Raw genomic sequence first — 25,190 nt, forward strand, 5'->3', positions numbered from 1 at the left:
ATAATTGCTTGTTTGCATGCAAAAATCCGTATTTTCAATTCAAATCGTCACGCTATCAAAAATCGCTACAAGTACGACTAACAAAGAATTTCAAAGAACGTCTATTAATTTTTAATACCCACTAGTGGATTAACTTCTATATCAACGCCTGTTCAGCGCGTTTATTTTCTTAACTCTTTCGATGTTGCCAGCGCAATTACCCGGCCGCTATCACCCACCGCATTGTAAAAATGGTATACCACTCCGTTCCACTTTATCACCCAGGGTTTATGGGCATATTGGGCGTCGTAATCTTCCGACGGAGCCACCAAGTCCTCGCCCTCCCAGTCTGTCCAGTTGATCAGATCGTACGAACAGGCAAAACGCTCAAAGGCGCCGGGTTTCCAAAAAGCGCCAAAATAGAACATGATGTAAAGATCGTTGTATTTGGCGATTTGCGCATCGCCACAAATTCCGGCTCTGCGTGTAATAACCGGATCGTTGCCGAAACGTTTCCAGTTTAAAAGATCGTCAGAAACAGCCATTCCAATGCTTTCGAAATTGCCGGAACCGCCTTTGGCATTATAATACATTACAAACGGATAACCTGTTTTTAAAGTAGTATCGCGAATTACGAGGCTTTTATAAATGGTTTTATTCTCAAACCAACGGGCATCTTCATCTTCGGGCGATAACACCGGACTGCTGTTGGTTTCCCATTCACAGGCTTTGGTCAGCGTATCAGAACTTGCAATCCCGATTTTTAGCACTCCGGCTTCATAACCGTCTGTGCTACCCCCCAAGTATGTCATCCAGTATTTATTCCGGAATTTTCCGGCAGAATAATCGCCACCCCAATCGGTGTTTACCAACGACAGATAACCCGCTTTTTGATTGGCATCCCAGGCACCTTCCGAAAAAGAAAGTAACTTCCCTTTCACATCCCAATGAAGCAAATCGGAGCTCTCAGCCAGCCAGGTTTCGTAGCCCTGTCCGTCAAAAACAATGTAGGTCATGTACCAGCGGTCATTCTCCCTGAAAATGGTGGGGGAATCAATCATTTTCGCGGTATAAGGGTGCTGAAGAACGATCCCGTATTTGTAGGGCGTTTTTATTTCCTCGTAAACGCTTTGCATTACCTCAGGCGCTACCGGATTTATTGAAGCCATTTTTTTCTGATTGCAAGATACCAGTAACTGGATGATTAAAACCATCCATGAAAATTGAAGTAATAAAATTCTCTTCTTCACCATATTTTGCAATCAGATTTGTTATGGTTTACACTTTAGGCTTTTGATAGAAGTCTTTTAGCGAATGTGTATAAAAACAATAATTGATTTTATTACTGCGCTGAAAAACTGTAGGTTCCTTTTCTCCCAACGGAACCAGCATCAGTTTTGTTTTGCCGTCGATGCTTTTATAATCAGTTTCGTGCTTAATTTGCTGATCAAACAACACATCGAAATAAAACAGGTATTTTCCGATCCAATCTATATACGCTTGTGAATCTTCAGGCGAAACATTACCATCCATATTCACCATTTCAATACTTTCGCGATTGCTGATAATTGCCTCCTGGAATTCAACTGCATTTAAAGGAATCCCATGAAGCAGAGGCATCATATTCATTTGCGGATCCATGAAGATCCACTTGTTGTATTGCTGCGAATAAGCCTCAGTAACCACATGTCCTGCTCCCATTCTCACCTTTTCAACATCTCTCGTTTTAAGTCCAAGTACACGGGCCGGAATTCCTATGCTGTTCAGGCAAGACGATGCCAGAATCCCGTACTCCACACACCTGAACTGTCTGCCATTTCTTGCTTCTTTCAGGATCGTCAAAGCATCAGGATTAGACGGAGAATTGCTGCCATTGTGTTCCCATTGCGTGGCCGACCAGTTTAGAACAGCTTTTATTTTATCGATTTCGCTATCGTACGATGCCGCCAGTCTATCAATCTCGTATGATTGACGTAACTCCCGCAAATAACTGTTATTTAAAGTGTCAGAATAAAAGAAAGTGTATTTCGGGTTGAGAGCGTCATCCGAAAATGAGATCTTCTTTACTTTGGCTGACGGGCTATAATTCAGCATTCGGGCAAGCGGAGCACAAGCCCCGGAAATAAGGCCAATCAACAGGATTCCAAAAAGTTTACTTTTCATCGGTTAGTCGGTTATGAATTATACGTTGGTATATAAGTATGTTACAGTCTTTTAAAAAAGCAGAAAAATGGCAAAACGTAATTAAAAACTCATTCCCTGCCTTTATTTGCAAACATAATAATTTCCTTTTCATTTAGGGCACGATTAAAAACCGCTAATCCTCCTATCTGCCCTTTAAAGAAATTTCCCATACCGCGTTTAAGCAATACGGCGCCTACCGTAAAGTCCGATCCGTTGTTTCCCATCCCGTCGGGAAAATGATACGGATTTTTACGTTGGATGATCCCGTCAGGATAACCGTCAAAGCCTTTGGTATGATCGATCAATTCGGGCTCACGTGCTTCAAACTTTCCATTCAGAAACGATTTTATGTATTCGCCATCGTAGGTAAAAGCAATCACACACCACTGATTGGCAGGAACGGTTTGTTTACTGGCCGAATAATCGATAGAATAGGGAAACGGCGACGTGGGTCTGCCTGTTTTTGAGATATGGCCGCAAACCTGGTTGGCTCCGTTGTAATATGGCAGCGACACAAACAAGCCGTATTGCCGTTTCCCGCCGTCCTGATACTCGTTCCACATGCCTCCCACAAAACCGGTTTGTTCGCCGGTCCATTTTACCCAGGCCACAACCGTTACTCCCTGGTTTTTACCGTAAATATTTAATTCGGCGGTTTTGGCGTTCGAAAGCCGCAAAAAATTATCACCGTCAAGTTGAATCGAATATCCGGAAACTGGACCTTCAGCTATCCGTTCAACCGGACCGTTTCCTTCCGCTAAAAGAAATTTCCCCTTCCCTACTGCTTTTCGGGCTTTTCCGGGCTTTTCATTGAATTGCCACAAGGCAACAAATCCGTCAGTGGATGTCAATTGTTTGATTAAGGTTTTGTTCGGATTTTTATAATCTTCCTGTGCACCCAAGGTTGATACTAAAAACACGAGAGCGAAAAGAATAAACAGGCTTATGATTGGTTTGCTGGTCATAGGTTTCCTCTTATGTTTCATATTAATTTAAACCAGCTATTTCGTTTTTCAAAATACCGGCAATCGAATATTACAGAAGTTGAATTTAACGAAATAATTGATCTATCGAAGCAGAATCCGGAGGATTCGAATGTTTATAGCACCAATACGCCACCTGCTGCGATACGACTCCGGCCGGAGTCGAACCTGTTAACCGGCATGTGCTTTTTACAGACATTCAATTCCTCCGGGATTAAAAAGTTCAGGCAAAAATCGAATACTTTTTCATAAAATAATTTTATCCGAAATGCGCCAAATTCCAACGCAAACCACCAGATCGCGAATTTTATTCATTAACATCCACTTCGGTTACTTTAACGACAACCGGATTATTCCATTTACGGTCGTTGTAGATTCTTTGTGACCGTGTAACCGATATCTCCATCCCGTTGCTCGTCTGCTTAACATTTGGAGCAGGATTTGCATCCTTGTTGTACTCCAAAACCTTTCCGTTGTGCCCCAACACAGCTATCTGGCTTTTATCGGTTGCGTTAAAAGCTTTAATGGTAAATGCCTTACGTTCGCCATGTCTCCATTCGTCCTCGTCAATAAACAGGTAAGCTGTTTTCCTGTCTTTCGTTGTTAAAAACCAAATATTGTCTTCCCGGATGATTTTGTTTGGTATGGTTTGATTAAAAGCTTCCTGATTAATAAACATCCACAACGAAATTTCATTCAGAATTCCCAGTTGTTCAGGCGGAAAATTACCTAAAGCATCAGGGCCGAAGTTTAACAACAAGTTGCCACCTTTTGCCCTTATCTCAATCAATTTGAGAATGGCATCTTTGGCTGTTTTGTAATTTTCGTTTGTAGGGCGGTATTGCCATTGATCACCAAGCGTATAACAGGCTTCCCACGGTGACGGGATCGGGCTTTCAGGCGTTTCCTGTTCCGGTGTATTGATGGCGCCACGAGTAACCACCACATCCGGATTGATTTCCCAACACACCTTTGCCAACTCCGTTTTTGCAAACTGCTCCATACCGTCTAAAAACACAATGTCAATTTTGCCGTATTGAGTCATGAGCTCCCTCATTTGCTCTTTCACATACACATTTAACTCCGGATTACTGCTGGCAAGCGCCTCGTTTCTAACCCTCGAAATAAGCGTTCCCTGTTGATGAAGAAAATAAAAATCGTCGGGTGAGAAATACAACCCGACGGCAATACCTGCTTCACGACAAGCATCCACAAACATCTTTGTAATATCTTTTCCGTAAGGGCTGGTCATAATCCCAAAATCGGTTGTTTTGGTTTTGAACATACAATAACCATTATGGTGTTTAGTGGTAAAAACCAGGTATTTCATACCGGCAAGTTTGGCCGCACTCACCCACTTTTTGGCGTCAAAGTCTACCGGATTAAAGGTCTTCGGAAGTTCATTAATGTACCTGTCGAGATACTCCCCGGAGGCACCTACCATACTGTGACTGATGACCATCCCCAATTGCACATCCATGCTCCAATGAATAAACATCCCGAACCCAAGGTCGGTAAACCATTGTTCCCTTTCTGGTTTATTGAGATTTAACGGAGGCTCTTCCTGTGCGTAAACTACTGTCGTCAATAAAAAGCACAACAGCGTACAGAGGATTGCGAAGCGAAATTTATCTGTTGTTAGTTGTAGTTTCATGGTAGTCGGTTTTGGTTTATCGTTTTGATTGTCATCGGAATAAAAATAAACATAAAACCAATCCGGATGATCAAATAGCTGATTAAAAACGAAAAAAGGATTTCATCCTCCAACTGACGAAATCCTTTTCGATACCAACATCTCTTCCCTGCTATTCCCGCTCCTTATGTTGTTCGTGCTCATGTTCGTGACCAGCTTCCTTGACATGCGCCACTATTTTATCGTAAGCTTCGGTACTAATTTTTTCGGCTTTGTAGCCTTTTTTCTCCACTGCTTTTGCCAACGCTTCGTCGGTGTTTTTTCCGTCCTTGTACTCCACCCGAATGGTATTCGAAACGTGGTCCACTTTCAGGTTTTTCACCCCTTTTTCAAATTTCAGGTATTCCGAAAGTGTTTTTTCACAATGCGAGCAGTCCATGTTGCTTTTAAAACAAACCACTTTGTTGCCTTCTTTCTGCGCGTACAACGGATTGGAAACGATACCAATCAGCAGTACAACGGTCATCAATACTAGTTTTTTCATTTTTTTTGTTTTTTAGCTGCGAGTTTATAGCTGCGGGCTACGGGCAAGAACCGCTCGAAGCTCGTGGCTCACATCTCGTAGCTTCTTATTCATAATTCAAATTAAATCGTAATCCTAAATAAATCTTACGTCCCATAACCGGTCCCCACACTTTGGTGGCATCGAAATTGGGTCCGAAAGGATCATCGGCTCCCTGAATCGGATGGTGCTGAGTAAAGTCAGTCAGGTTTTCCGATCCGAGGTAAACGCTCCAGTACCTGAAATACTTGGTGACCTGCGCATTCATCACAATGTAAGGATCGAACGTAAGTGCACCGGTATTTGCTTCTCCCGGATAAGTAGGGATACGGCCACCGCCGTTAAACTGAGCCGTATAATCAAACATCCATTTTTTCAGGCGGGTGGTATAATTCAGGTTGATTAATCCTTTGTAATCGTTCGACAGCGGTTTATCCACCAAATTACCACCAATGGTTTGTTTGATGTTGTTGATGCGGTATGCGAGCAGCATGTCCAACCGTTCAATGGGTTGCCAGCGCAAATCAAACTGTAAACTGTTGGCAAACGAAGTTCCGTTTAAAGGCATCAGCTTTACGAAATCAGCCGATGTTTCACGGTCCACAATTAACTGTGTATCAAAATTCGTCCTGAAGAATTCGGCATTCAGCGTTAGCTCCCGTCCAAGCAGTGTATAATTCTGAATAAAGGCAAAACCATAATTCCAGGCTTCTTCCTGCAGGGCATCTTCGGTCCATTGCAAGGGCCGCGACCCTGACAAAAGGTAAACATTTTCTGAAAGTACGTTGGCCGTTCTATAGCCTTTCCCCGCGCTGGTACGAACCGTAAAATGTTCAGCAAAATGATAACGGAAATGCATACGCGGCGTTACAAAGGTGCCGAACAGGTTATGAAAATCGGTGCGTAATCCGGCCATCAATGTCAGATTCGGATTCGGTTTAAATGTATATTCGGCAAATAACCCGGGTACTTTTTCGGTACGTTTGATGTTCTGGTCATAAATCGCCTCATTGAAATCGTCGTACACAAAACTGGCACCGGCGTTCAACACGTGGAGTGCGTACTCATCCAAATCCTGGGTAAGAACTGCATTGGCATAAAAACGGGTTTCATCGGCATCGTAATGTGTCAAACCATAAAACGACTCTGTCTCGTGACGCGAGAAATTCGACAACCATGCCACGGCCGATTTACCTCTGTTAAAGGTATATCCCGATTTAAAAAAGGCATCAATCCGGTCGTTTTTGATATTCACTCCGTAAGGATTGCTGATTGATGGTTCCATGTTCCATTCCACGTCTTTCTGTCCTCCAAGGCGTTCTTCCGTAAGAATATTCAAATAAGCCTGCGCCATATATCCTTTCTGGTTGTTGTATTTCCAGCGGTTTCCTACCTGGAACATCTTAGACATCGGCTCATCCAGAAACCCATCGTGGTTATGGTCGTTCCGTTTTGAAAGGTCGTGCCCGTGAACGAAAATTCCGGTGGTTAGCGTATCGCCTTTTACTTTAATATTTCCGTTTCCGTTGAATTCCAGTCGGCCATCAATGTTGCCAAACAGGTTTAGAAAAAGCTTTTCATCCGAATCGGGCTTTTTAAGTTCTGCATTAATTTGCCCGGCAATGGCATCGTAACCATTCACTACAGAAGCGGCACCTTTCGAAACCTGGATCGATTCCATCCATGGCCCGGGAATGTAGGTCAGCCCAAAGGTCGTTGCCAATCCGCGCAGGTTGGGCATATTCTCGATTTGCATCAGCGAATAGGTTCCGTCGAGACCCAGCAACTTAATTTGCCTAGCACCGGTAATCGCATCGCTGTAGCTCATATCCACCGACGGATTGGTTTCGAAACTCTCGGCCAGGTTACAGCAGGCCGCTTTGTGCAGCTCAGCCCCGCTGATATTTTCAACCTGAATCGGGTTGATCGTAGACAAATAAGTTCCGCGGTTCTTTTTCACCACTTTCACTTCTTCGATTTCCAGATTGGGTTCAAGCACCACTTCGAGCGCTGCCATTTCGTGCACATGAACCACTTTCTTTTCGAACCCCACAAAACTAAATACCAGCATGTGCTGTTCGTTTTTCTGGCTGATGGAAAAGCTACCGTCAGCTGCTGAAGTGGTTCCCTTGGTGCTTCCTTCCCAGTAAATATTTACCCCGGGAAGCGGTTGTGTGTCACTACCCTCTTTGGCATATACTTTTCCTTTTATTTCATCGGAAAAAGAAAGGCCCGGTAGTATCATTAAGATAAATAATAAATATTGTTTCATTGTTTAAGATATTGCAGCCGAAATAAAACGCAAAAAGCGTTATTTCAACCGTTTAGAATTGATTAATACAGTAGCCGGCCAAAAGCCGGACATTAAACGATCTTAAGCCAATGAAGGGATTTTAATTTGCTGAATGCTGATTAAAAAGTCGAACGAAGATGTGACTTTTAATGGCGGTGAATGAATTTCAAATTCATTTTCAGGCGCTTCGGTATCCGAAAGCAAGGCTTTGGGAACATCTGCTGTGAATACATGAAGGAGCTGCGGTGTTGAAACAATAAATTTGCTCCGTTCGCTGATCACATTGTCCTTTAACTGAAAAAAGTAAACCTCTGGTGAATCGCAACCACAATCATTATGTTGTTCACCTGAAGTATTACATTCGTGACATTCTCCGGCAGAACATGCATGCTCTTCTCCAGCTGTATCATGTTCGTGATGCTTATGAAAACTGGTTTCACAGGTTTCCGGGCGAACAAAAACACTGGTGTAATTCTCTCCCGAACACAAACATGTACTGGAATAGATCACATAGCCCGACGACGATAACAGAAATATCGACGAAAGGACTACAATCATTATGTTTCTGAAAACATTCACCCTGCAAATATAACACTAAAGGTTAAATTGAAGTTGTTAACATCTTGTTAAAGGCTATTTTATATTCTTGTCCGGCTTTCATCAAAATGAGACTCTCCGCAGCCAAGCTGGCAGGGAATCTCATTTCGTCAAAGATGTTTAACTTCTTTTAGCTACGCAAGTCAAAACTACCTGCGAATGTGCTAACAGAAATTCAAATACTATTCGTATTGCATCAGTTCCGCCTGGGTTTGGTGAAGTTCTTTTTGAATTTCAATCATATTGTTGAAACTCTCGTAATATACCGACAGTTCCATAATGTAATCGATCATCGAAATTTCCCCTGCTTCCAGCGCTTTGGCTGCAAGTCCCGTATTATTGCAAAGGTTCAACTCCTTTTGATAATCATTCAAACTGTTTTGCAGTTGAAGAGCTTTTGCATGCAAAGCTTTCAGCGAGTTATAGAACCTGAGTTTATTGTCGTATTCCACTGCCTGGGCCACCTGGGTTTGTGCACGCGCCTCTTTCACTTTATTTTTACTCTCCCACAAGGGTACTGAAACACCCACAGTAAGCCCCTGGAAATGCTCACCTACCACTTTTTCACTCATGTATCCGGCCTGAAATTTGGGCAAAGCGAGGGCAGAATTCAACTTTTCGTTTTGACGACCTACTTCGGTTTCCAGTTTCAGCCATGCCAAAACCGGATTTTTTTGTTCGGCCTGTGTATACCAGTTTTCAAAATCGTTCGGAATGAGAATTGACGGAAATTCAGCAAGTGTGAACTCAATTTCCTTTCCTCCATTCAAACGGGTTAATTCTGCCAATTGCTCTTCCCTGGTCACCTGCACCGCTTCCGCTTTTTTAGTCAGATCAAGCAAACCCAAACGGGCTTTGTTGTAATCCAGAATATTGGCTTCGCCGCTTTCAAATTTGGTTTGAAAAAGTGTAACCATTCGCTGCGCATTTTCAATTCGTTCCGAGTATTCTTTCAAAATCGAATTCAGATATATCAACTGATTACAAACCTGGCGGGTATGCAAAAACAAATCCTTTTGCAGTCGTTCGTATTCCAGTAAAACCTGTTCGTTCCTTAAATTCGAAAGATCGCTTTTGCGACTGTAAACCGTAGGAAAATCAAAACCCTGGGTAACGCTGATATCCGTGCGGTTGCCTATGGAAGACGGACTCCCGAATAAGTAATTAAATTCCACTTCGGGATTGGGTAACGACAGATTGGTTTTATTCCCAATCGTCTCAGCATCCACTCTTCGTTTTAAAGCTACCAGCGTAGTGTTATTTTGCTCCACTTCGCGCAGTACCTGCTCAATGCTTGTTTGCGCACCAGCATATACAGTTATCCAGAAAAATGCCAGAAAATATATTATTACTCGCTTCATTCTTTTTCGTTTTTGATGATTCCACGTTTTCTTAATTCAAAATACACAATTGGCACCAGGAAAATATTCAGCATGGTGGACGTAAGTAATCCGCCAAGAATCACTTTTGCCATTGGACTTTGAATTTCATTTCCGGAGACATTTCCGTTCAATGCCAGCGGAATTAAAGCCAATGCTGCAGTGAGCGCTGTCATTAAAATGGCATTCAAGCGATCGGAAGAACCTTTGATAACAGTTTCTTTCAATGTATCGATACCGGTATCCAGTTTATGATAATTGGAAATCAAAAGAATGCCGTTTCGCGTGGCAATTCCAAACAAGGTAATAAAACCAATAATTGCCGGTATACTCAGGATTCCGGAAGTAAAATAGATGGAAAACACGCCGCCAATCAATGCCAGCGGCAGATTCAGCAAAATAATTCCTGCCAGTTTAAAGTCTTTAAATTCCTGGAAAAGCAGGAAAAAAATCAGTAACACTGCAATGATCGAGGTCAGCATTAAAGTGCGTGATGCCGACGCTTCGCTTTCAAACTGCCCGCCGTATTCGATTCTGTAACCTTCAGGCAAGTCAATTTCCTGCTCAATGTTGGTTTGGATATCGTTTACCACACCGCGTAAATCCCGTCCTGCAACGTTAGCCGAGATTACTATTTTACGCTGAACATTCTCGCGTGAAATGGAGCTGGGACCAGCCACCGAAACCACATCGGCAACTTGTTCGAGCGGAACTTTTTTGCCGTCTTCAGTATCAATTAAAGCTGCTTTTATTCCATCAATGCTTTCTGTAAAGTTCTTGTTCAACCGCAAAATCAGATCGAAACTGCGTTGCCCTTCGTAAATATCGGCTTGTTTTTCGCCACCAAAAGCAACATCCACAAACTGGTTGAATTGTTCGAGCGAAATCCCATATTCAGCCAGCATATCACGGTTCGGGCGGATCTGAATCTGTGGAATTTCCACCTGCTGATCGACATTTACATCCACCAACCCGTCAACATCAGCAATGGCCGCTTTTACCTGATTTCCGATGGCGAACATTCGATTGAGATCAGTCCCAAACAGCTTGATCGCAATATTTGCACGCGTTCCTGAAAGCATGTGGTCGATGCGGTGCCCGAGTGGCTGCCCAACGGTGAACGCAATACCCGGAACATGTGCCAGTTTATCCCGAACATCTTCCAGAAATTCCTCAGAGCCGCGTTTATCAAGAGTAAATTTCACATCGATTTCGGCACTATTAGTAGTCTGCGAATGTTCATCGAGTTCTCCCCTTCCTGTTCTTCGTGCCGTGTGAGTAATTTCGGGTACCGACAATAATTCCGCTTCCACCAGGTTGCCGATTTTATTGCTTTCGTCCAGCGAAGTTCCCGGTTTGGTAATCACTGATATTGTCAAAGAACCTTCATTAAAGGCAGGTAAGAAGCTGCGTCCGAGTCCTGATAAAGTGATAATTGCCAGCGCTAACACTGCCAGCGTTGAAAAGACAATCACTCGCTTGTGATACAGCGCCCAGTTCAGCGCCTTTTCGTAGGCGGCCGAAAGTTTTCTTACCAGCCATTTTTCCCTTTCGTTTCTCTTCAGATACTTTTCGTTGGTAAGCAGCATTTTCGACAACAAGGGTGTCAAGGTCATGGCTACAATCAACGAGACAAAAAGCGATACGATAAACGAAATCCCGAGAGGCTTCAACATACGTCCTTCCATTCCCGTCAGGGAAAAAAGAGGTAAAAAGGCCACCATGATAATCAATGTTGCATTCAGAATGGAAGAACGAATCTCTTTCGATGCTTCAAAAACCACGTCAAATGCCGAATGTCTTTTTAATTCGGGCAATTGCTGATTTTGCCGCAGTCGTTTGTAGACGTTTTCCACATCAATAATGGCATCATCAACCAGCGAACCGATAGCGATGGCCATTCCTCCCAAACTCATGGTATTGATGTTCTGGCCCAGTAATTTCATGACAACAATGGCTCCGAGCAAAGACAACGGAATTGCCAGCAATGAAATCAGTGTGGTTCTGAAACTTCCGAGGAAAAGAAATAAAATGATCACCACCAGGATACTGCCTTCAATCAAGGCCTTTTGTACATTGTTTACCGAAGTCTCAATAAAATCAGCCTGACGAAAAATTCCGGTATCCAGTTTTACATCAGCAGGCAATGTTTTTTGCAAAAGTTCCAGGTTTGCCTGTATCCGGTTGGTAACATCGATCGTGTTGATATTAGGCTGTTTGGAGATCGAAATAATCACCGCCGGTTTTGCATTTTCAGAGGCGTATCCCATTTTTACAGCACTTCCAATTTTAACTTCTGCCACATCGCGCACGCGTACCGGCTTACCATCGTTTGATTTGATATAGGAATTAGCCAGTGTCTCTAAGTCAGAGGTTCTTCCGATCCCGCGAACTACGTACTCATTCCCAAACTGGCGGACCACACTTCCGGTAGAATTGCGGCTCAACGACTGACAAACTTCTGCCAGTTCAGTCATTGAAACACCAAAAAATCCCATTTTATAAGGATCGGCCAGCACCTGGTATTGTTTGTAATCACCTCCTATGATTGTAACCTGCGAAACGCCGCCGGTTGACAGAACCAATGGTTTTACGTTCCATTCGGCAATGGTGCGAAGATCCATCATACTGGTGCTGTCGGCCTGCATCCCGATAAAGAAAATCTCACCCATTACGCTCGATTGCGGGGCAAGCATGGGTTGCCCAACGCCTAAGGGCATTTGCGACGACACGCTGATCAGTTTCTCGCTAACAATCTGCCGGGCTTTAAAAACATCGGTTCCCCAATCGAATTCAACCCATACAAATGAAAACCCGTAGGCCGAAGTGGAACGCACACGACGCACATCGGTAGCGCCGTTTACGGCTGTTTCAATGGGAAAAGTTACCAGTCTCTCTACTTCTTCAGAAGCCATTCCGTGCGCATCGGTCATTACCACCACAGTAGGCGCAGTCAGGTCGGGGAAAACATCCACATCCATTCGGGAGGCCGTGCGGGTTCCCACCACAATCAGTGCCACCGAGCAAAACAGGATGAAGTATTTATTATTAAGTGAAAATCGAATGATATTATTCAACATAACTTCCTGTTTTAATGTACGTGTCCGGCGTGCGGGTCCAGCGCCCCGGTTGCCTGCGACAGTTTGATGAACATGGCTCCCTGTGTTACAATTCTCTCATTCGCAGAAATTCCTGATTTTATCTCGGTTGAAAGTCCGTCGGTCTCGCCTGTCTTCACTTCCCTTTTTTCAAATAATTCGGGCGTAAGCTGAACATACACAAAGAAATATCCCTGTTCTTCGAGTAAAGCTGAATTTGGAACTACCAACTTATTTTCTTCCGACGCGGTTTTAAGGTACAATTCAACAAAATCGCCCGGAATAAGATTAGCTGAAGCATCGGTTCTTAAATGAACCGGGATCATGAAATTTCCTTCGCTTGCACTATTTCCGCTGGCGATCAGTTTGCCATCCAAATCCTTTAAATCGTAGGTAATATTGCTTCCCATAGTCCGGATTACCGCATCCGAATAATGATTCATGCTTTCGCGGTATTTGGGCTGAATTTCGGCGTGCAACATAAATCCACGGTTACGGGTAATGGTTGCAAGCGCCTGACCAGGATTTACGTAATCACCATTTTTTACGAACATTTGCCGGATGTAACCACCGGAAGGACTTTTGACAATTTCGCCGCGATCGTTAAAATTGTTCTCCAGATTCTGATAAATTACCCGTGCGTTCTCATATTTATTCTTTGCTTCAAGCAAATCTTTTTCGGAAACGATTTTTTCCTTGGCCAATTCCTGTTTACGCTCGTAATCCAGTTTTGACGTTTCGTAGTTGTTTTTTGCTTCGGCATACATTACCGCCGAATTATTTACCGCCAGCTGGTTTCCGCTAATGCTCATTAAGTTTTCATTTTCAGAAACTGTTTTCCCTTCGACCAAATTATTGCTTAAAAACTGCACCATCCCGTTTGATTTGGCGGTGAGTGTCATTTCATCCGAAGGAGCCGACTGAACCTGCGCAACCGTTTTTATTACCTGCCCAAAAGGTTCGTTCGCAGGTAACTCGGTACAGAAGTCAATTTTCCAGGACTGCTCTTTGGTAAAAACCGAGGTATTAACGCTTGAAATTTCAGCTTCCTCTGCCGCCTCATGGGCAGCTTCATCATCCTGAAAAACAGTAATACCGGGAACCTCCACCTTGTAAATTTCATTACCCGATTGAATTTCATAAACCAGCTTACCGCTTCCCGCAATTTCAGGCTGCAGATTGAAACTGTAGATTCCCGGTCGATCCGAGCCTTCCAACGTTTCGCTCACTTCGCTTGTATTTACCTGCAGCTTTAGGGTAATCTTTGCATTTTCCAGCGGTTTAAAATTGCTCAACCAGGTAAAATGAGACAATATGTTGCTTTCTTCTCCCAAAACAAAAGGATCGGCTTCGGCAAAATATTCGAGGCTTTCGGAATAGCTGGTGTATTGAAACTTCACTTCCTCATGCTCGTGGTCGTGCTCCGAACTGATCTCCACTTTTGCATTTTCTTTACAACCAAATACCAATAACGAAAATGCCATGATAAAAGATAATATTCTTTTCATCTGTTTATTGTTGTACTATGAATTGAAATTATGATCCGTTTAAGATCTCTTGAAAAATTTGTGCACATTTATTCTGAAATACGCAATACGCTTAGGCTGAATTGATTTCAAACTAATTTTTTGTATTGGATTTCAAAAGGAAATGCAGATTGATTCCGGTCAGAAATCTGAAGAATTAAAAGCAGTTTCGGTCTGCCGGAATTAACAAAAGTAAGGAGGAGCCCGCAATCCAAAGGCACGGCTTGCCAGTGAATGATAAACCGGGATATGATCGTTGAAAACAATCTCGATAAAAAAATGTGGATTTGAAATCCCTGAATTTTCGTTGCCTTCAAGGGCAAAAAGCGAAACATGGTTTATCAGATCGTGCGAACTGATCGTTGCGCGAATGTTTTGTTTGATATCTCCGTTAAAGAGCGCAACAATATGAGAAAGCATGCAATCGTCAGAAGCTTTGTCCGAACTATGCTGATTGTGCTCAGTATCTGAATCGCAGCTTTTGTCGCAGCATTCACTCCCTGTGGTTTGCTCTGCAACAATGCCGTCAAAACAAAGGTTGCTATCGTGATGATGATGCGGAACAACAGCATGGACAAACAAAACCAGGTTTGCCATTACAATAAAAAATGCTGCCAGAATCCGTTTCATTTCGCGAATTTTGTTGCAAGATAAAAAATTTTCCGAACCCAATCTCTTCAAAATCAATAATTGACATGAGTAAACACTGCTACTACGTTTAAAATCAAAAAAAATACCTGTCTGGAAAAATCCGGACAGGTATTTTGTATCATTTCAACTTTGACCTACAATCCTACTACTTCAGGTCCCTGTTCAAATACAATATCGCGCGGAATGCCCGATTCGCCAATGCGATCGAGGTCTTTTTGCAAAGCTTCGCGAATAAAGCCTTTTTCTTCGATCATCTTTTTAGCGGTTTCATAGTCTCCGTCTCCCTGAATAGTCAAAATCGTTCTGGAAAGATCGAGCATTGCCTGCTTCATTTTTTCAAAATCAACCCGGTACGTTCCTGTGGCTTCATCGCGGGTAAATGCACCGGTTTCCTGGAAGTAATAAAATCGCATCATATTCGATTTTCCATGAGCACTGGCAGCTCCAAACCGCACCGAACGGAAAATACCGGCCATGAAAGTCACAAAGTTATCCATCATGTCTTTGTCGCCCAACTCTCCCATTTCATTGAGCTGATACACGCACCACAAGCCCAAGATATCAGCCTTTCCTTCTTCAATCGAGGTATAGGTTTCCTTGAGTGCTTCGCGTACGGTAGAACTTTTATCCACCGTGTTTCCCAGCCCCAGTCCGTGAGCGACTTCGTGAAACATCGTATTTTCGAAGAAAGCATCGAATTTCACGTGTGAACGCTGATCTTCAGCAATCAACAGATCAGCAATCGGCACTAAAATTTTATCAAATTTTGCCTGCATTGAGTTTTTAAGCTGAAGTTTACGGCTTCCTTTTGATTCGCGCACCTGCTCGTCGTTGGGTAAGTTGATCGCAATGGTTTTACTTCCCGAGTTGCAATCGCCGGCATAAAAAACTGCGTCGTAAACATTCATATCCGAATCTACACCCGGCGTTTCATTTTTGTAAGATTGCTCGCACGGAAGCGCTTTTTGCAAACCGGGTAAAAGAGCCGCATATTTCTCCAGCTTTTTACTCCATTGCAGGTCTTTAACCAGGATGTATGATTCGTGAGCCGCTTTGTAACCATACAGTTGGTCTTCGTAACTTTCAATTGGCCCAATCACAAAGTCGATGGTATTGTTTTTCATCTCCATCCAGGCTACATCGCTTTCGTAATACTCATCGGTCAGCAAAGCTTCCGCCCTTTTCGCCAGGTAATTTTTCAGACCCGGATCTTCCGCAAGTTCTGCCGCCTGCTTCAATAAGGCCGACGCATTTTCAACCTGCTCTTCAAAGGCGACGTGATAAGGAACAGATTTCAATTGGCCGTCTTCGCCCCTTCTGACCACTGTATAAAGGCTTGTTTTACTTTCTTCTTCCCATGCTTCGAACTCAGCTTTTGTCATGTCAGCCGGATAGAAATTGGCACCGGCCGGCTTTTCCCCGAAACCGGGCACAAATGGTTTATTGGCATCCAAACGCTCCCATGGACCGTAGTTGATCTGAATAAATTTCCGGGTATATTCATCCCAGTCTTTTCCCAACAACTCTTCTTTATCACCGTAAGCCTCCATCCAAAAAATGTCGTCCATAATTTTGGCTGCTTCAAACAACAAAGGCAGCATTTGTTTTTCTTTTTCTGAAAGTACGGATAAGTCGGTGGTCAACTTAAACGACGCAAATTCATCTGCCTTCTTTTTAATTTCCTGGTTCACTTCCATTGTATCTTGTTTTGTTTCCTTTTTTGAGGAGTTCGAACAACTGAATGTTGCCACAGACAACAACAGTATAAAAAAAGTGTTTCTCATTTTTTTTGATTTATGATAATTGATGCAGTAATTCCTATTCAAAGCTATAAAAGTTCGAATGAATTACCACATTAACGTCCGGGTAAAGTTCATGAAACCGGGGAGCAAAAAGCATTTTCAAAGATACCCGGATTCTGAAGCTCACGAGAAATCAAGAAAAAGGCGAAATTCGGTCGCAATTGAAGGCGATACCATCTTAAAACATCAAAAATGGGCTTGTCCCCAAAGTAAGTGTCACGCAAAGCACGCAAAGATTTACTCAAAAAAGCACGCAAAAAAAGAAGTAATGATGAGCAATCTGCGACCTTTGCGCTTCTTTTGAGTCTTTGCGAGAACCTGTTTTTGCCAACTTTTTGGAAAGCCCCCTGTTACATTAAACAACATCTTCTTCCGGATGGCCAAAAACAAAGACCGAAGACCTGAGTTCAAGAAAAAAGAATAAGAACTTCGCTCCTTTTTGATTAAAATAGCCGGCAAGTAAAGGTTTGCATGTTCAACAAAACAAGTATAGTTAAGTAGAAAAGTTAGTCCTCACTCAACTGTATTTTAGTTTGAAAAAGCAACCACGTTGAGCTCTCAAACAGGCACTTTCTGCTTATTGCTGAATTCGGGAAAAACTTAATTTTTTGAACAGTTCTGAACAATATTCGGTGCAAACAGTTAATTAAGGTCGAGTTTAAGTGGTAAAAAGTGCAAACTTTATATGTTTTATTTAAACTCAATTAAATTTGCATCTCAATATTTATAATTAAAAACCATCATGGGTAATAACTTATTAAAAGGAAAAAGAGGAATTATTTTTGGGGCACTAAACCCTGATTCCATTGCCTGGAAAGTAGCAGAAAGAGCACATGAAGAAGGTGCTAAAATTACGCTTACCAATACGCCGGTGGCCATTAGAATGGGAGAAACCAACGCGTTGGCGGAGAAAATTGACACCATTGTAATTGGTGCCGATGCTACTAACGTCGATGATTTAACCAACCTTTTTAAGGAATCGATGGAATACCTGGGAGGAAAAATTGATTTTGTATTGCATTCGATCGGAATGTCTCCCAATGTTAGAAAAGAAAGACATTACAGCGATCTGGATTATAACTACCTGGATAAAACACTCGATGTTTCAGCCATATCTTTCCACAAAGTAATGCAAACTGCCCGTAAACTGGATGCCATCAGCGAATGGGGTTCGGTTGTGGCTTTGTCGTATGTTGCTGCACAGCGTACTTTCTACGGGTACAACGACATGGCTGATGCTAAAGCGTTGCTTGAATCGTTTGCACGCAGCTTTGGATACATCTACGGACGTGAGCGCCGCGTAAGGGTAAATACCATTTCGCAGTCGCCAACCATTACCACAGCCGGAAACGGTGTGAAAGGTTTCGACCGTTTGCTGGATTTTGCTGAAAGAATGTCGCCGCTGGGGAATGCTTCAGCTGCAGCATGTGCCGACTACTGTATCACTTTATTTTCAGACTTAACCAAAATGGTGACCATGCAAAACCTTTTCCACGACGGAGGTTTCTCTAACATGGGTATGAGTTTGAGAGCGCTGGAACAGTACGAAAAAGGCCTTCATCAGGATTGTGCCTGCGGATCGGCTAATGACGATTATCCGGCAGCAGACGAGCATCGTTACGATTAAGAAATTAAATCTCCGCGATACGAAACCGTTCTGCATCAGAACGGTTTTTTTGTGCCCAGCTACCAACAAAAACAGCGACATAAATGCCGCTGTTTCTGTATAATATGGTGTCGAAATTATTTTTTGCGTTTCTGTACTTGTTGTTGCTGCTTGGCCATTTCTTCCAAACGCTTCTGGAATCCGGATGTCTTTTTAGCCGGTTTCTTTTTATTGGCGGCCAGCTGAGCCCTGATTTTTTCGTCGTCAACAAACTGACGAATGGCATAAGTTTGTCCGATGGTTATCACGTTTGCCAGGAAGTAATAATAACTCAGTCCTGACGGATAACTGTTCAACAGGAAGAAGAACATTACCGGCATCAGGTACAACATTGTTTTCATGCCCGGCATTCCCTGTGTACTTGCTGATGATTGGCTCAAGCGGGTAGAGATAATTGTAGTGATCGTCATCAACACCGTAAACAAGCTAATGTGGTTCCCCATGAAGCTTCCGATTAACGGAATATCAAAATTCCAGCTAATAATAGAATCATAGGTGGATAAATCTTTGGCCCACAAAAAGCTTTCGCCTCTCAACTCAATCGAAGTTGGGAAGAAGAAGAACATGGCAAACAAAATCGGCATCTGGAGCACCATGGGCAAACATCCACCCATTGGATTTACCCCAGCTTTACGGTACAAAGCCATCGTTGCCTGTTGTTTTTCCATCGCTTTTTCCGATCCACTACCAAACTTTTCATTGATTTCGTCGACCTCAGGCTTTAAGGCTTTCATTTTTGCCTGCGACATGTACGATTTGTAGGTAAACGGGAAAAGTACCACTTTGATCAGTACAGTGAGGATCAGGATAATCAGACCAAAATTATCGATGTATTGACGCAGGAAGTTAAATACGGGAATAATCAGGTATTTGTTCACCGGCCGAACAATAGCATAGCCTAAATCGATCTGGCTTTCCATATCCAGATCATACTGTTTCAGCGTTTGATAATGGTTCGGACCGAAATAAAACTGCAATCCAATATCTTCTTTCTGAGCTCCTTCGTAAGGGATAGCAATATCCGCTTTAAAATGTGCCAGATAATCTTGATTGTCTTCGTAATTGTATTTTTCCTGCTGAACAGATGCATTGGGGAACGATTCGCCAGCAATAATAGTTGAACTGAAGAAAAGCTGTTTGAAACCGATCCATTTGACGCGGGTAGCCAGCTCTTTCTCGTCCGATTTATTTTTATTCAGGTTATCTACTTCGTCTTCAAAAAACTTGTAGGTCATGTAAGTATAACGGTCTTCCCCAAAACGTGAGTAGTGCTCCTGGCGAGGAACATCGTATGCCCAATTAAAATTCAGGTACGACTGATTCTTGGCAATGTAATCGTTCATACCCGCCATTTTTACATCAAAACCTACCATGAAGGAGTTGTGTTCCAGGGTATATACGTATTCGATGAATTTTCCGGGTTCAGGTTCTAAACGGAAAGTAACCGATTCTTTTCCTCCGGGATGTTCACGGTTATATTTTAATTTACCTTCGTTTCCTTTTTTTACATCAGGACCGCTTACTACCACATTTTTACGGCCTCCTACCTGCTCGAAAAACAGTTTATCGGTTTCAATACTTCTGTTTTGTGCGAAAAAGTTTAAACCAAACTTAGTTTCAGGACCGTCGAATAAAACAAGAGCTGTAGAATCATAACGGCTGTAATCCTTTAATTCAACCGAATAAATACGTCCACCTTTATTCGAGAAGGTGATTTTCATCCGGTCGTTTTCAAGTGTCGAGAACTCCTCTTCTCCAGATGCGAGCGTTCCAAAAACACCAAACTCATCCATTTTCGCTTTTTCGACCTGCCTTTGAACGGTAGAGTCGCCCGCCATTAAAGCTTCTTGCTCGGCCGCCTGCTCGGCCAGAATTTTTTGTTGTTCCTGTGCGCGCAGAGCTTCAACCTGCGCAATGGAGTCCTGACGTTGTCTCGCCGCTTCAATTTCTTCTTTGGATGGCTGAAATATTAACTGCCAACCGAGCAAAATAGCAAAAATGAGAACGATTCCAATTATCGATTTTTTATCCATCTTCTATTTTTCAAGTATTGTATTTTTAATAAAATCAACAAACAAGGGGTGTGGATTAAGTACCGTACTTCGATATTCAGGATGGAACTGAACTCCTACAAACCATTTGTGCCCTGGTATTTCCACAATTTCAACCAGGTCGGTTTCCGGATTTATTCCAACAGGCTTCATGCCTCCATCAATAAATTGCTGACGGTAAGTATCGTTAAACTCATAACGATGACGATGACGTTCGTATACAGTAAGTTTATTGTAGGCTGTACAAGTATGAGACTTTTTATCTACAATCCGGCATTCGTAGGCGCCCAAACGCATGGTTCCTCCGTAATGCGTAATCCCTTTCTGTTCTTCCATCAAATCAATAACCGGGTATGGCGTTTTTGGATTCATTTCAGATGAATCGGCACCCTCCAGTTTCAGCACATTACGGGCAAATTCAATGACTGCCACCTGCATTCCGAGGCAAATTCCCAGGAAAGGAATATTGTTTTCACGTGCATACTGACAGGCCTGTATTTTTCCTTTCATCCCACGATGTCCAAATCCGGGAGCGATAATAACGCCATTTAAATGAGAAAGGCGTTCGGCGACATTTTCAGCATTTATTTCTTCAGAATGAATCCAATTCAGTTTCACTCTGCAATGGTTTTCGGCACCTGCGTGGGTTATGGCTTCGGCAATGGATTTATAGGCATCGTGAAGCTCCACATATTTTCCTACCAGCCCGATCTCCACTTCACGGGTTGGGTTTTTTAGCTTTGAAAGGAAATTGTTCCAGGCTGAAAGATCAATATCTTCTTTTATCGCCAGATCAAGCTTTTTCAATACCGTGATATCCAGCTTTTCTTCCAGCATTTTCAACGGAACTTCGTAGATCGTTGGTACGTTAACCGACTGAATCACTGATTCCAGGCCAACATTACAGAAAAGAGCTACTTTTTTACGTACCGAAAGGTCGATGTCGTGCTCTGTTCTAAGTACCAAAATATCAGGCTGAACTCCTGTTTCCAGCAACATCTTCACCGAGTGCTGCGTTGGTTTTGTTTTTAATTCGCCGGTTGCCGCCAGGAACGGTACAAGTGTCAGGTGAATTACGATCGCCTTGTTGCCCAGTTCCCATTTTAACTGACGAACCGATTCAATATACGGAAGCGATTCAATGTCACCAACGGTACCACCAATCTCGGTAATAACAATATCGTAGTTACCCTTCGATCCCAGAATTTTTATCCGGCGTTTAATTTCGTCGGTAATGTGCGGAATGATCTGCACTGTTTTACCAAGATAATCACCACGTCTTTCTTTCTCAATTACAGACTGGTATATTCTACCTGTGGTAACATTGTTGGCTTGCGAAGTTGCTTCGTTCAAAAAGCGTTCGTAATGTCCCAGATCCAGGTCGGTTTCTGCTCCGTCTTCCGTCACGAAACATTCTCCATGTTCGTATGGGTTCAAAGTTCCCGGATCGACATTAATATACGGATCGAGTTTTTGAATGGTAACGTTATACCCCCTCGACTGTAGCAATTTAGCCAGCGAAGCTGCTAATATTCCTTTTCCAAGCGATGAAGTAACTCCACCGGTAACAAATATGTATCTTGTTTCAGGCACGGTAAAAACTTTAATTATTTGAAGCCACAAAATTAATCAATTAAAGCTAACCGAAAACTTTAGCTGAACGATTTTAGCCCATATCTCAAATAGTTAATAACAACCTTTACTTAACAAAGCATTCTATTTAACAATAATTAAGTCGATTTCCTTTCCATATTTTCAGAAAGCTTTAGCAACGGATCGAAAAATCAAATTTCAACCAATACACAATATTCCCATTTAGTTCGCATAAAAAAAGCATCTGAAAACAAAAGAAACAGCACAGTTTACATATGTGATTACATTTGTAAATAATATTTTAACGGAATTCCTTTTTTCTGGTACTGCAATTCAATAATATAACAACAATTAAGCTCTCTTAGAAATGAAGCAAAAATCGAACGCTGACATAATGACACGTCCATTGATTACATATGTAAACACTCATTTTTAATGCTTATTGCAGAACATTATCACAACAACATTAAACAGGCTCTGTCGTTCAAATTATTCGATCACTTACCTAATATTCATACAATTAAACAAAACTGAACTGTAAATCAGAAGTATAAAAAAAGGCCGTCGGCCCGTCAATTGACGGACAAACAGCCTTCGCGATTGCAAATAGAAATCTTTAATTAAAGAAATCTGTTTTTAATTTTCCTACCCAGTTAGCAATTCTTTCTTTCGTAAGACGGGGCTGGTTTTCCTGATCTAATGGAAGACCAATGAATTTGTCGCCCCGCTGTGCCCTGGATGCTTCGTAGGTATATCCTTCAGTCGAGGTTTCTCCCACTATTTTTGCGCCGCATTCTTCCAGTATTTCAGCTAAAAGACCAATTGCATCGCAGAAATTTTCAGGATACCCTTTCTGATCTCCCAAACCAAAAATGGCAAAGGTTTTCTTTGAAAGATCCATTTCTTCCAGATCCGGAATAAACTCATCCCAGTAATTGGGCAACTCCCCATCAAACCAGGTAGGTGCACTTAAAATAAAGTGATCGTATTTTTCGAATGTATCTTTTGACAATTCTTCTGCATTCACCGCTTCAATCTCTTCTTTTCCGAAAGCTTCAATTATCTTTTCGGCAGCTTTTTTCGATTTTTGCGTGTGAAAACTGTATATAATCGCTGTTTTACTCATGATTCAAAGATTTTAGTATTCAATTAATTCTTTTGCAGCGTTGTAAATTCTCTGCATATCGGGCAGCACTGCACGCTCGAGGATGCGGTTGAAACCAACCGGAGTATAAGTCGAACCTACGCGTTTAACAGGAGCATCGAGGTGTTCAAATGCTTTCTCGTTCAGAATAGCGCTTAACTCGCCACCAAATCCTCCAAATACTTTGTCTTCGTGAACAACCAGCACCTTGTTGGTCTTTTTCACTGAATTAAGAATGGCTTCTTCGTCCAGCGGAACCAGTGAACGCAAGTCGATTACTTCCACATTTGCCAGGCCTTCTTCCGCCAGCTTCTTGGCAGCATCCAGGCTTAAATGGGTGGTATTTCCGTAAGTAATAATGGTCAGGTCAGTTCCTTCTCTTCTAACACGTGCCTTTCCAAACGGAACTTCAAAATCATCCGGAACAACCGTTGCAGCTTTTGGATCCTGGTACAAGGCCTTGGGCTCCATAAACATGGTTAAACCTTTTGAGCGCAGAGATGTACGCAACAAACCTGCTGCATCATCGGCAAACGAAGGATATACGATACGGACTCCGGGAATCGCTGCCAACGAACCTTCGATGTTTTGAGAGTGATACATTCCACCGCCGATATAACCTCCGGAAGCTAAGCGAATGGTGATGTTAGGCGAAAATTTTCCGTTCGATCGCCAGTAATCGTGGCTGGTATCAACGTATTGCTCCATGGCTGGCCAGAAATAATCGGCAAACTCGGCACCTTCCACTACCACACGGATTTTTTCGTCGTAACGCGACATCCCGTTGGCGGTTCCCAGAATGAAGTCTTCAGCAATCGGACCGTTAAACACACGTTTTTCACCAAATTCCTGCTGCATTCCTTTTGACACGTTGAAAATACCGCCCTTGTCTTTGTTGGCCATGTCCTGTCCCCAAATAAAGGTATCCGGATTTTCTCTGAATTCAGCTTTCAAAGTTTCATTTAATGCTGTGATGAATTTTTTCTTTTCACCTTCTGCATTGTGCAAACCTTCGGGATATTTTTCTGAAACCACAGGTTCAGCAAAAACAAAATCGTGAATAGATGCAGGATCCGGATCCGGAGCTGCCATAGCGGCTTTGTGAGCTGCTTTGATCACTGCTTTCGTTTCGGCTTCGATGGCTTGTAATTCTTCTTCGGTAAACCGATCGTAACGCAACAACAGTCTTCTGAATTTTGCCAGCGGATCGTATTCTATAACATAGTTCCTTTCTGCGTCAGACCGATAGAGAAGATGATCATCTGAATTTGAATGAGAGCCCATTCGCACGCAGTTGGCCTGCAAAATTACTGGTTTACCCTCTTCAATGGCATAACGCTTGGCTTCCGTCATTGCGTTCATTGAATCGAACACATCCTTACCGTTACAGTGGATGATTCTTGTATTTTTGAAACCAATAAAGTTATTGGCTACTTTTCGTTGTGCTGTTTGGTCTTTCTTTGGTACAGAAATTCCATATCCGTTATCCTGAAAAACGAACACAACCGGTAGTTCCTCTTTATCGGCCCCTGTGATGGCTTCGTAAACATACCCTTCGCTCACCGAAGATTCCCCCTGGCTACTGATGGAAACCACCTTTTCTCCGTAATATTTAATGGCACGGGCAACACCCACCGCATGAAGGGTGTGATTACCTGTGGCCGACGAAACACTGTGGATGTTCCATTCAGGCTTGGCAAGGTGATTCGACATGTGGCGCCCACCACTCGACGGATCGGTAGCCTTCGAAATACCATTCAGGATTATTTCTTCTGCTGTCATTCCACATGATAATGCGGTTAGCATATCGCGGTAATACGGAAAGACATGATCTTTATTCTTCTCAAAATTTTGCCCGATAGCCAACTGTATACCATCATGTCCGGCATAAGGCGCGTGGTACGACCACCCTATCGCCTGTTTCAGGTAATTCGGGGCTTTTTCGTCGATTGCGCGACCAACGGTAAGTAAACGGTACCATTTCTCCAGCGTTTCCTTGGGAGTGTTTTTAATCGTATAAAGTTTTGGTACTTTTAAATTGCTCATAAT

17 protein-coding genes are annotated in these 25,190 nt (G+C 42.7%); 1 reads left to right on the forward strand and 16 read right to left on the reverse strand.

The window, feature by feature from the left end; all coding sequences use genetic code 11:
• Positions 1–161: 161 nt before the first annotated feature.
• The 12 genes from MR764_RS18080 to MR764_RS18135 form a co-directional block, all read right to left on the reverse strand.
• A complete protein-coding gene (locus MR764_RS18080) occupies positions 162–1,148 on the reverse strand; it encodes a hypothetical protein (protein WP_247980860.1) in 987 nt (328 codons plus the stop codon).
• A 109-nt stretch (positions 1,149–1,257) separates the two neighbouring features.
• Entirely contained in the window at positions 1,258–2,142 is an 885-nt protein-coding gene (locus tag MR764_RS18085) for a transglutaminase-like domain-containing protein (RefSeq protein ID WP_247980861.1), read from the reverse strand.
• A gap of 89 nt (positions 2,143–2,231) precedes the next feature.
• A complete protein-coding gene (locus MR764_RS18090; protein WP_247980862.1) occupies positions 2,232–3,128 on the reverse strand; it encodes a LamG domain-containing protein in 897 nt (298 codons plus the stop codon).
• 325 nt (positions 3,129–3,453) lie between these two features.
• Positions 3,454–4,800, reverse strand: coding sequence for an alpha-L-fucosidase (locus MR764_RS18095; RefSeq protein ID WP_247980863.1), 1,347 nt, complete (start codon positions 4,798–4,800; stop codon positions 3,454–3,456).
• Between the two features lie 151 nt (positions 4,801–4,951).
• On the reverse strand, positions 4,952–5,323 hold the full coding sequence (locus MR764_RS18100; RefSeq protein ID WP_247980864.1) for a heavy-metal-associated domain-containing protein: 372 nt from the start codon (positions 5,321–5,323) through the stop codon (positions 4,952–4,954).
• An 85-nt stretch (positions 5,324–5,408) separates the two neighbouring features.
• A complete protein-coding gene (locus MR764_RS18105; protein ID WP_247980865.1) occupies positions 5,409–7,613 on the reverse strand; it encodes a TonB-dependent receptor in 2,205 nt (734 codons plus the stop codon).
• Positions 7,614–7,715: 102 nt separating this feature from the next.
• Complete coding sequence (locus MR764_RS18110; RefSeq protein WP_247980866.1) at positions 7,716–8,192, reverse strand: hypothetical protein; 477 nt, start codon at positions 8,190–8,192, stop codon at positions 7,716–7,718.
• A 221-nt stretch (positions 8,193–8,413) separates the two neighbouring features.
• Positions 8,414–9,592 (reverse strand): TolC family protein, encoded by a 1,179-nt coding sequence (locus MR764_RS18115; RefSeq protein ID WP_247980867.1) that lies wholly within the window; start codon positions 9,590–9,592, stop codon positions 8,414–8,416.
• Complete coding sequence (locus MR764_RS18120; RefSeq protein WP_247980868.1) at positions 9,589–12,690, reverse strand: efflux RND transporter permease subunit; 3,102 nt, start codon at positions 12,688–12,690, stop codon at positions 9,589–9,591. Before MR764_RS18120 ends, MR764_RS18115 begins: the two co-directional genes overlap by 4 nt.
• Before the next feature lie 11 nt (positions 12,691–12,701).
• Entirely contained in the window at positions 12,702–14,216 is a 1,515-nt protein-coding gene (locus tag MR764_RS18125; protein WP_247980869.1) for an efflux RND transporter periplasmic adaptor subunit, read from the reverse strand.
• 201 nt (positions 14,217–14,417) lie between these two features.
• Entirely contained in the window at positions 14,418–14,864 is a 447-nt protein-coding gene (locus MR764_RS18130; RefSeq protein WP_247980870.1) for a DUF6769 family protein, read from the reverse strand.
• 155 nt (positions 14,865–15,019) lie between these two features.
• Positions 15,020–16,582 (reverse strand): Zn-dependent hydrolase, encoded by a 1,563-nt coding sequence (locus MR764_RS18135; RefSeq protein WP_247980871.1) that lies wholly within the window; start codon positions 16,580–16,582, stop codon positions 15,020–15,022.
• Positions 16,583–17,429: 847 nt separating this feature from the next.
• On the opposite strand from MR764_RS18135, the gene MR764_RS18140 reads away from it, so the two are divergent.
• Positions 17,430–18,314, forward strand: coding sequence for an SDR family oxidoreductase (locus tag MR764_RS18140; protein ID WP_247980872.1), 885 nt, complete (start codon positions 17,430–17,432; stop codon positions 18,312–18,314).
• Positions 18,315–18,430: 116 nt separating this feature from the next.
• Here the strand turns inward: MR764_RS18140 and yidC are convergent, their stop codons facing one another.
• From yidC to MR764_RS18160, 4 genes are all read right to left on the reverse strand, one after another.
• The gene (gene yidC / locus MR764_RS18145) at positions 18,431–20,386 is read right to left on the reverse strand and encodes a membrane protein insertase YidC (RefSeq protein ID WP_247980873.1); all 1,956 of its coding nucleotides are present in this window, start codon (positions 20,384–20,386) and stop codon (positions 18,431–18,433) included.
• Positions 20,387–20,389: 3 nt separating this feature from the next.
• A complete protein-coding gene (locus MR764_RS18150; RefSeq protein ID WP_247980874.1) occupies positions 20,390–21,997 on the reverse strand; it encodes a CTP synthase in 1,608 nt (535 codons plus the stop codon).
• A 616-nt stretch (positions 21,998–22,613) separates the two neighbouring features.
• Positions 22,614–23,123 (reverse strand): flavodoxin, encoded by a 510-nt coding sequence (locus MR764_RS18155; RefSeq protein ID WP_247980875.1) that lies wholly within the window; start codon positions 23,121–23,123, stop codon positions 22,614–22,616.
• Positions 23,124–23,135: 12 nt separating this feature from the next.
• Entirely contained in the window at positions 23,136–25,187 is a 2,052-nt protein-coding gene (locus tag MR764_RS18160) for an alpha-ketoacid dehydrogenase subunit alpha/beta (RefSeq protein ID WP_247980876.1), read from the reverse strand.
• Positions 25,188–25,190 lie beyond the last annotated feature (3 nt).

This window comes from Maribellus sp. YY47 (assembly GCF_023111095.1).
Lineage (GTDB): Bacteria > Bacteroidota > Bacteroidia > Bacteroidales > Prolixibacteraceae > Draconibacterium.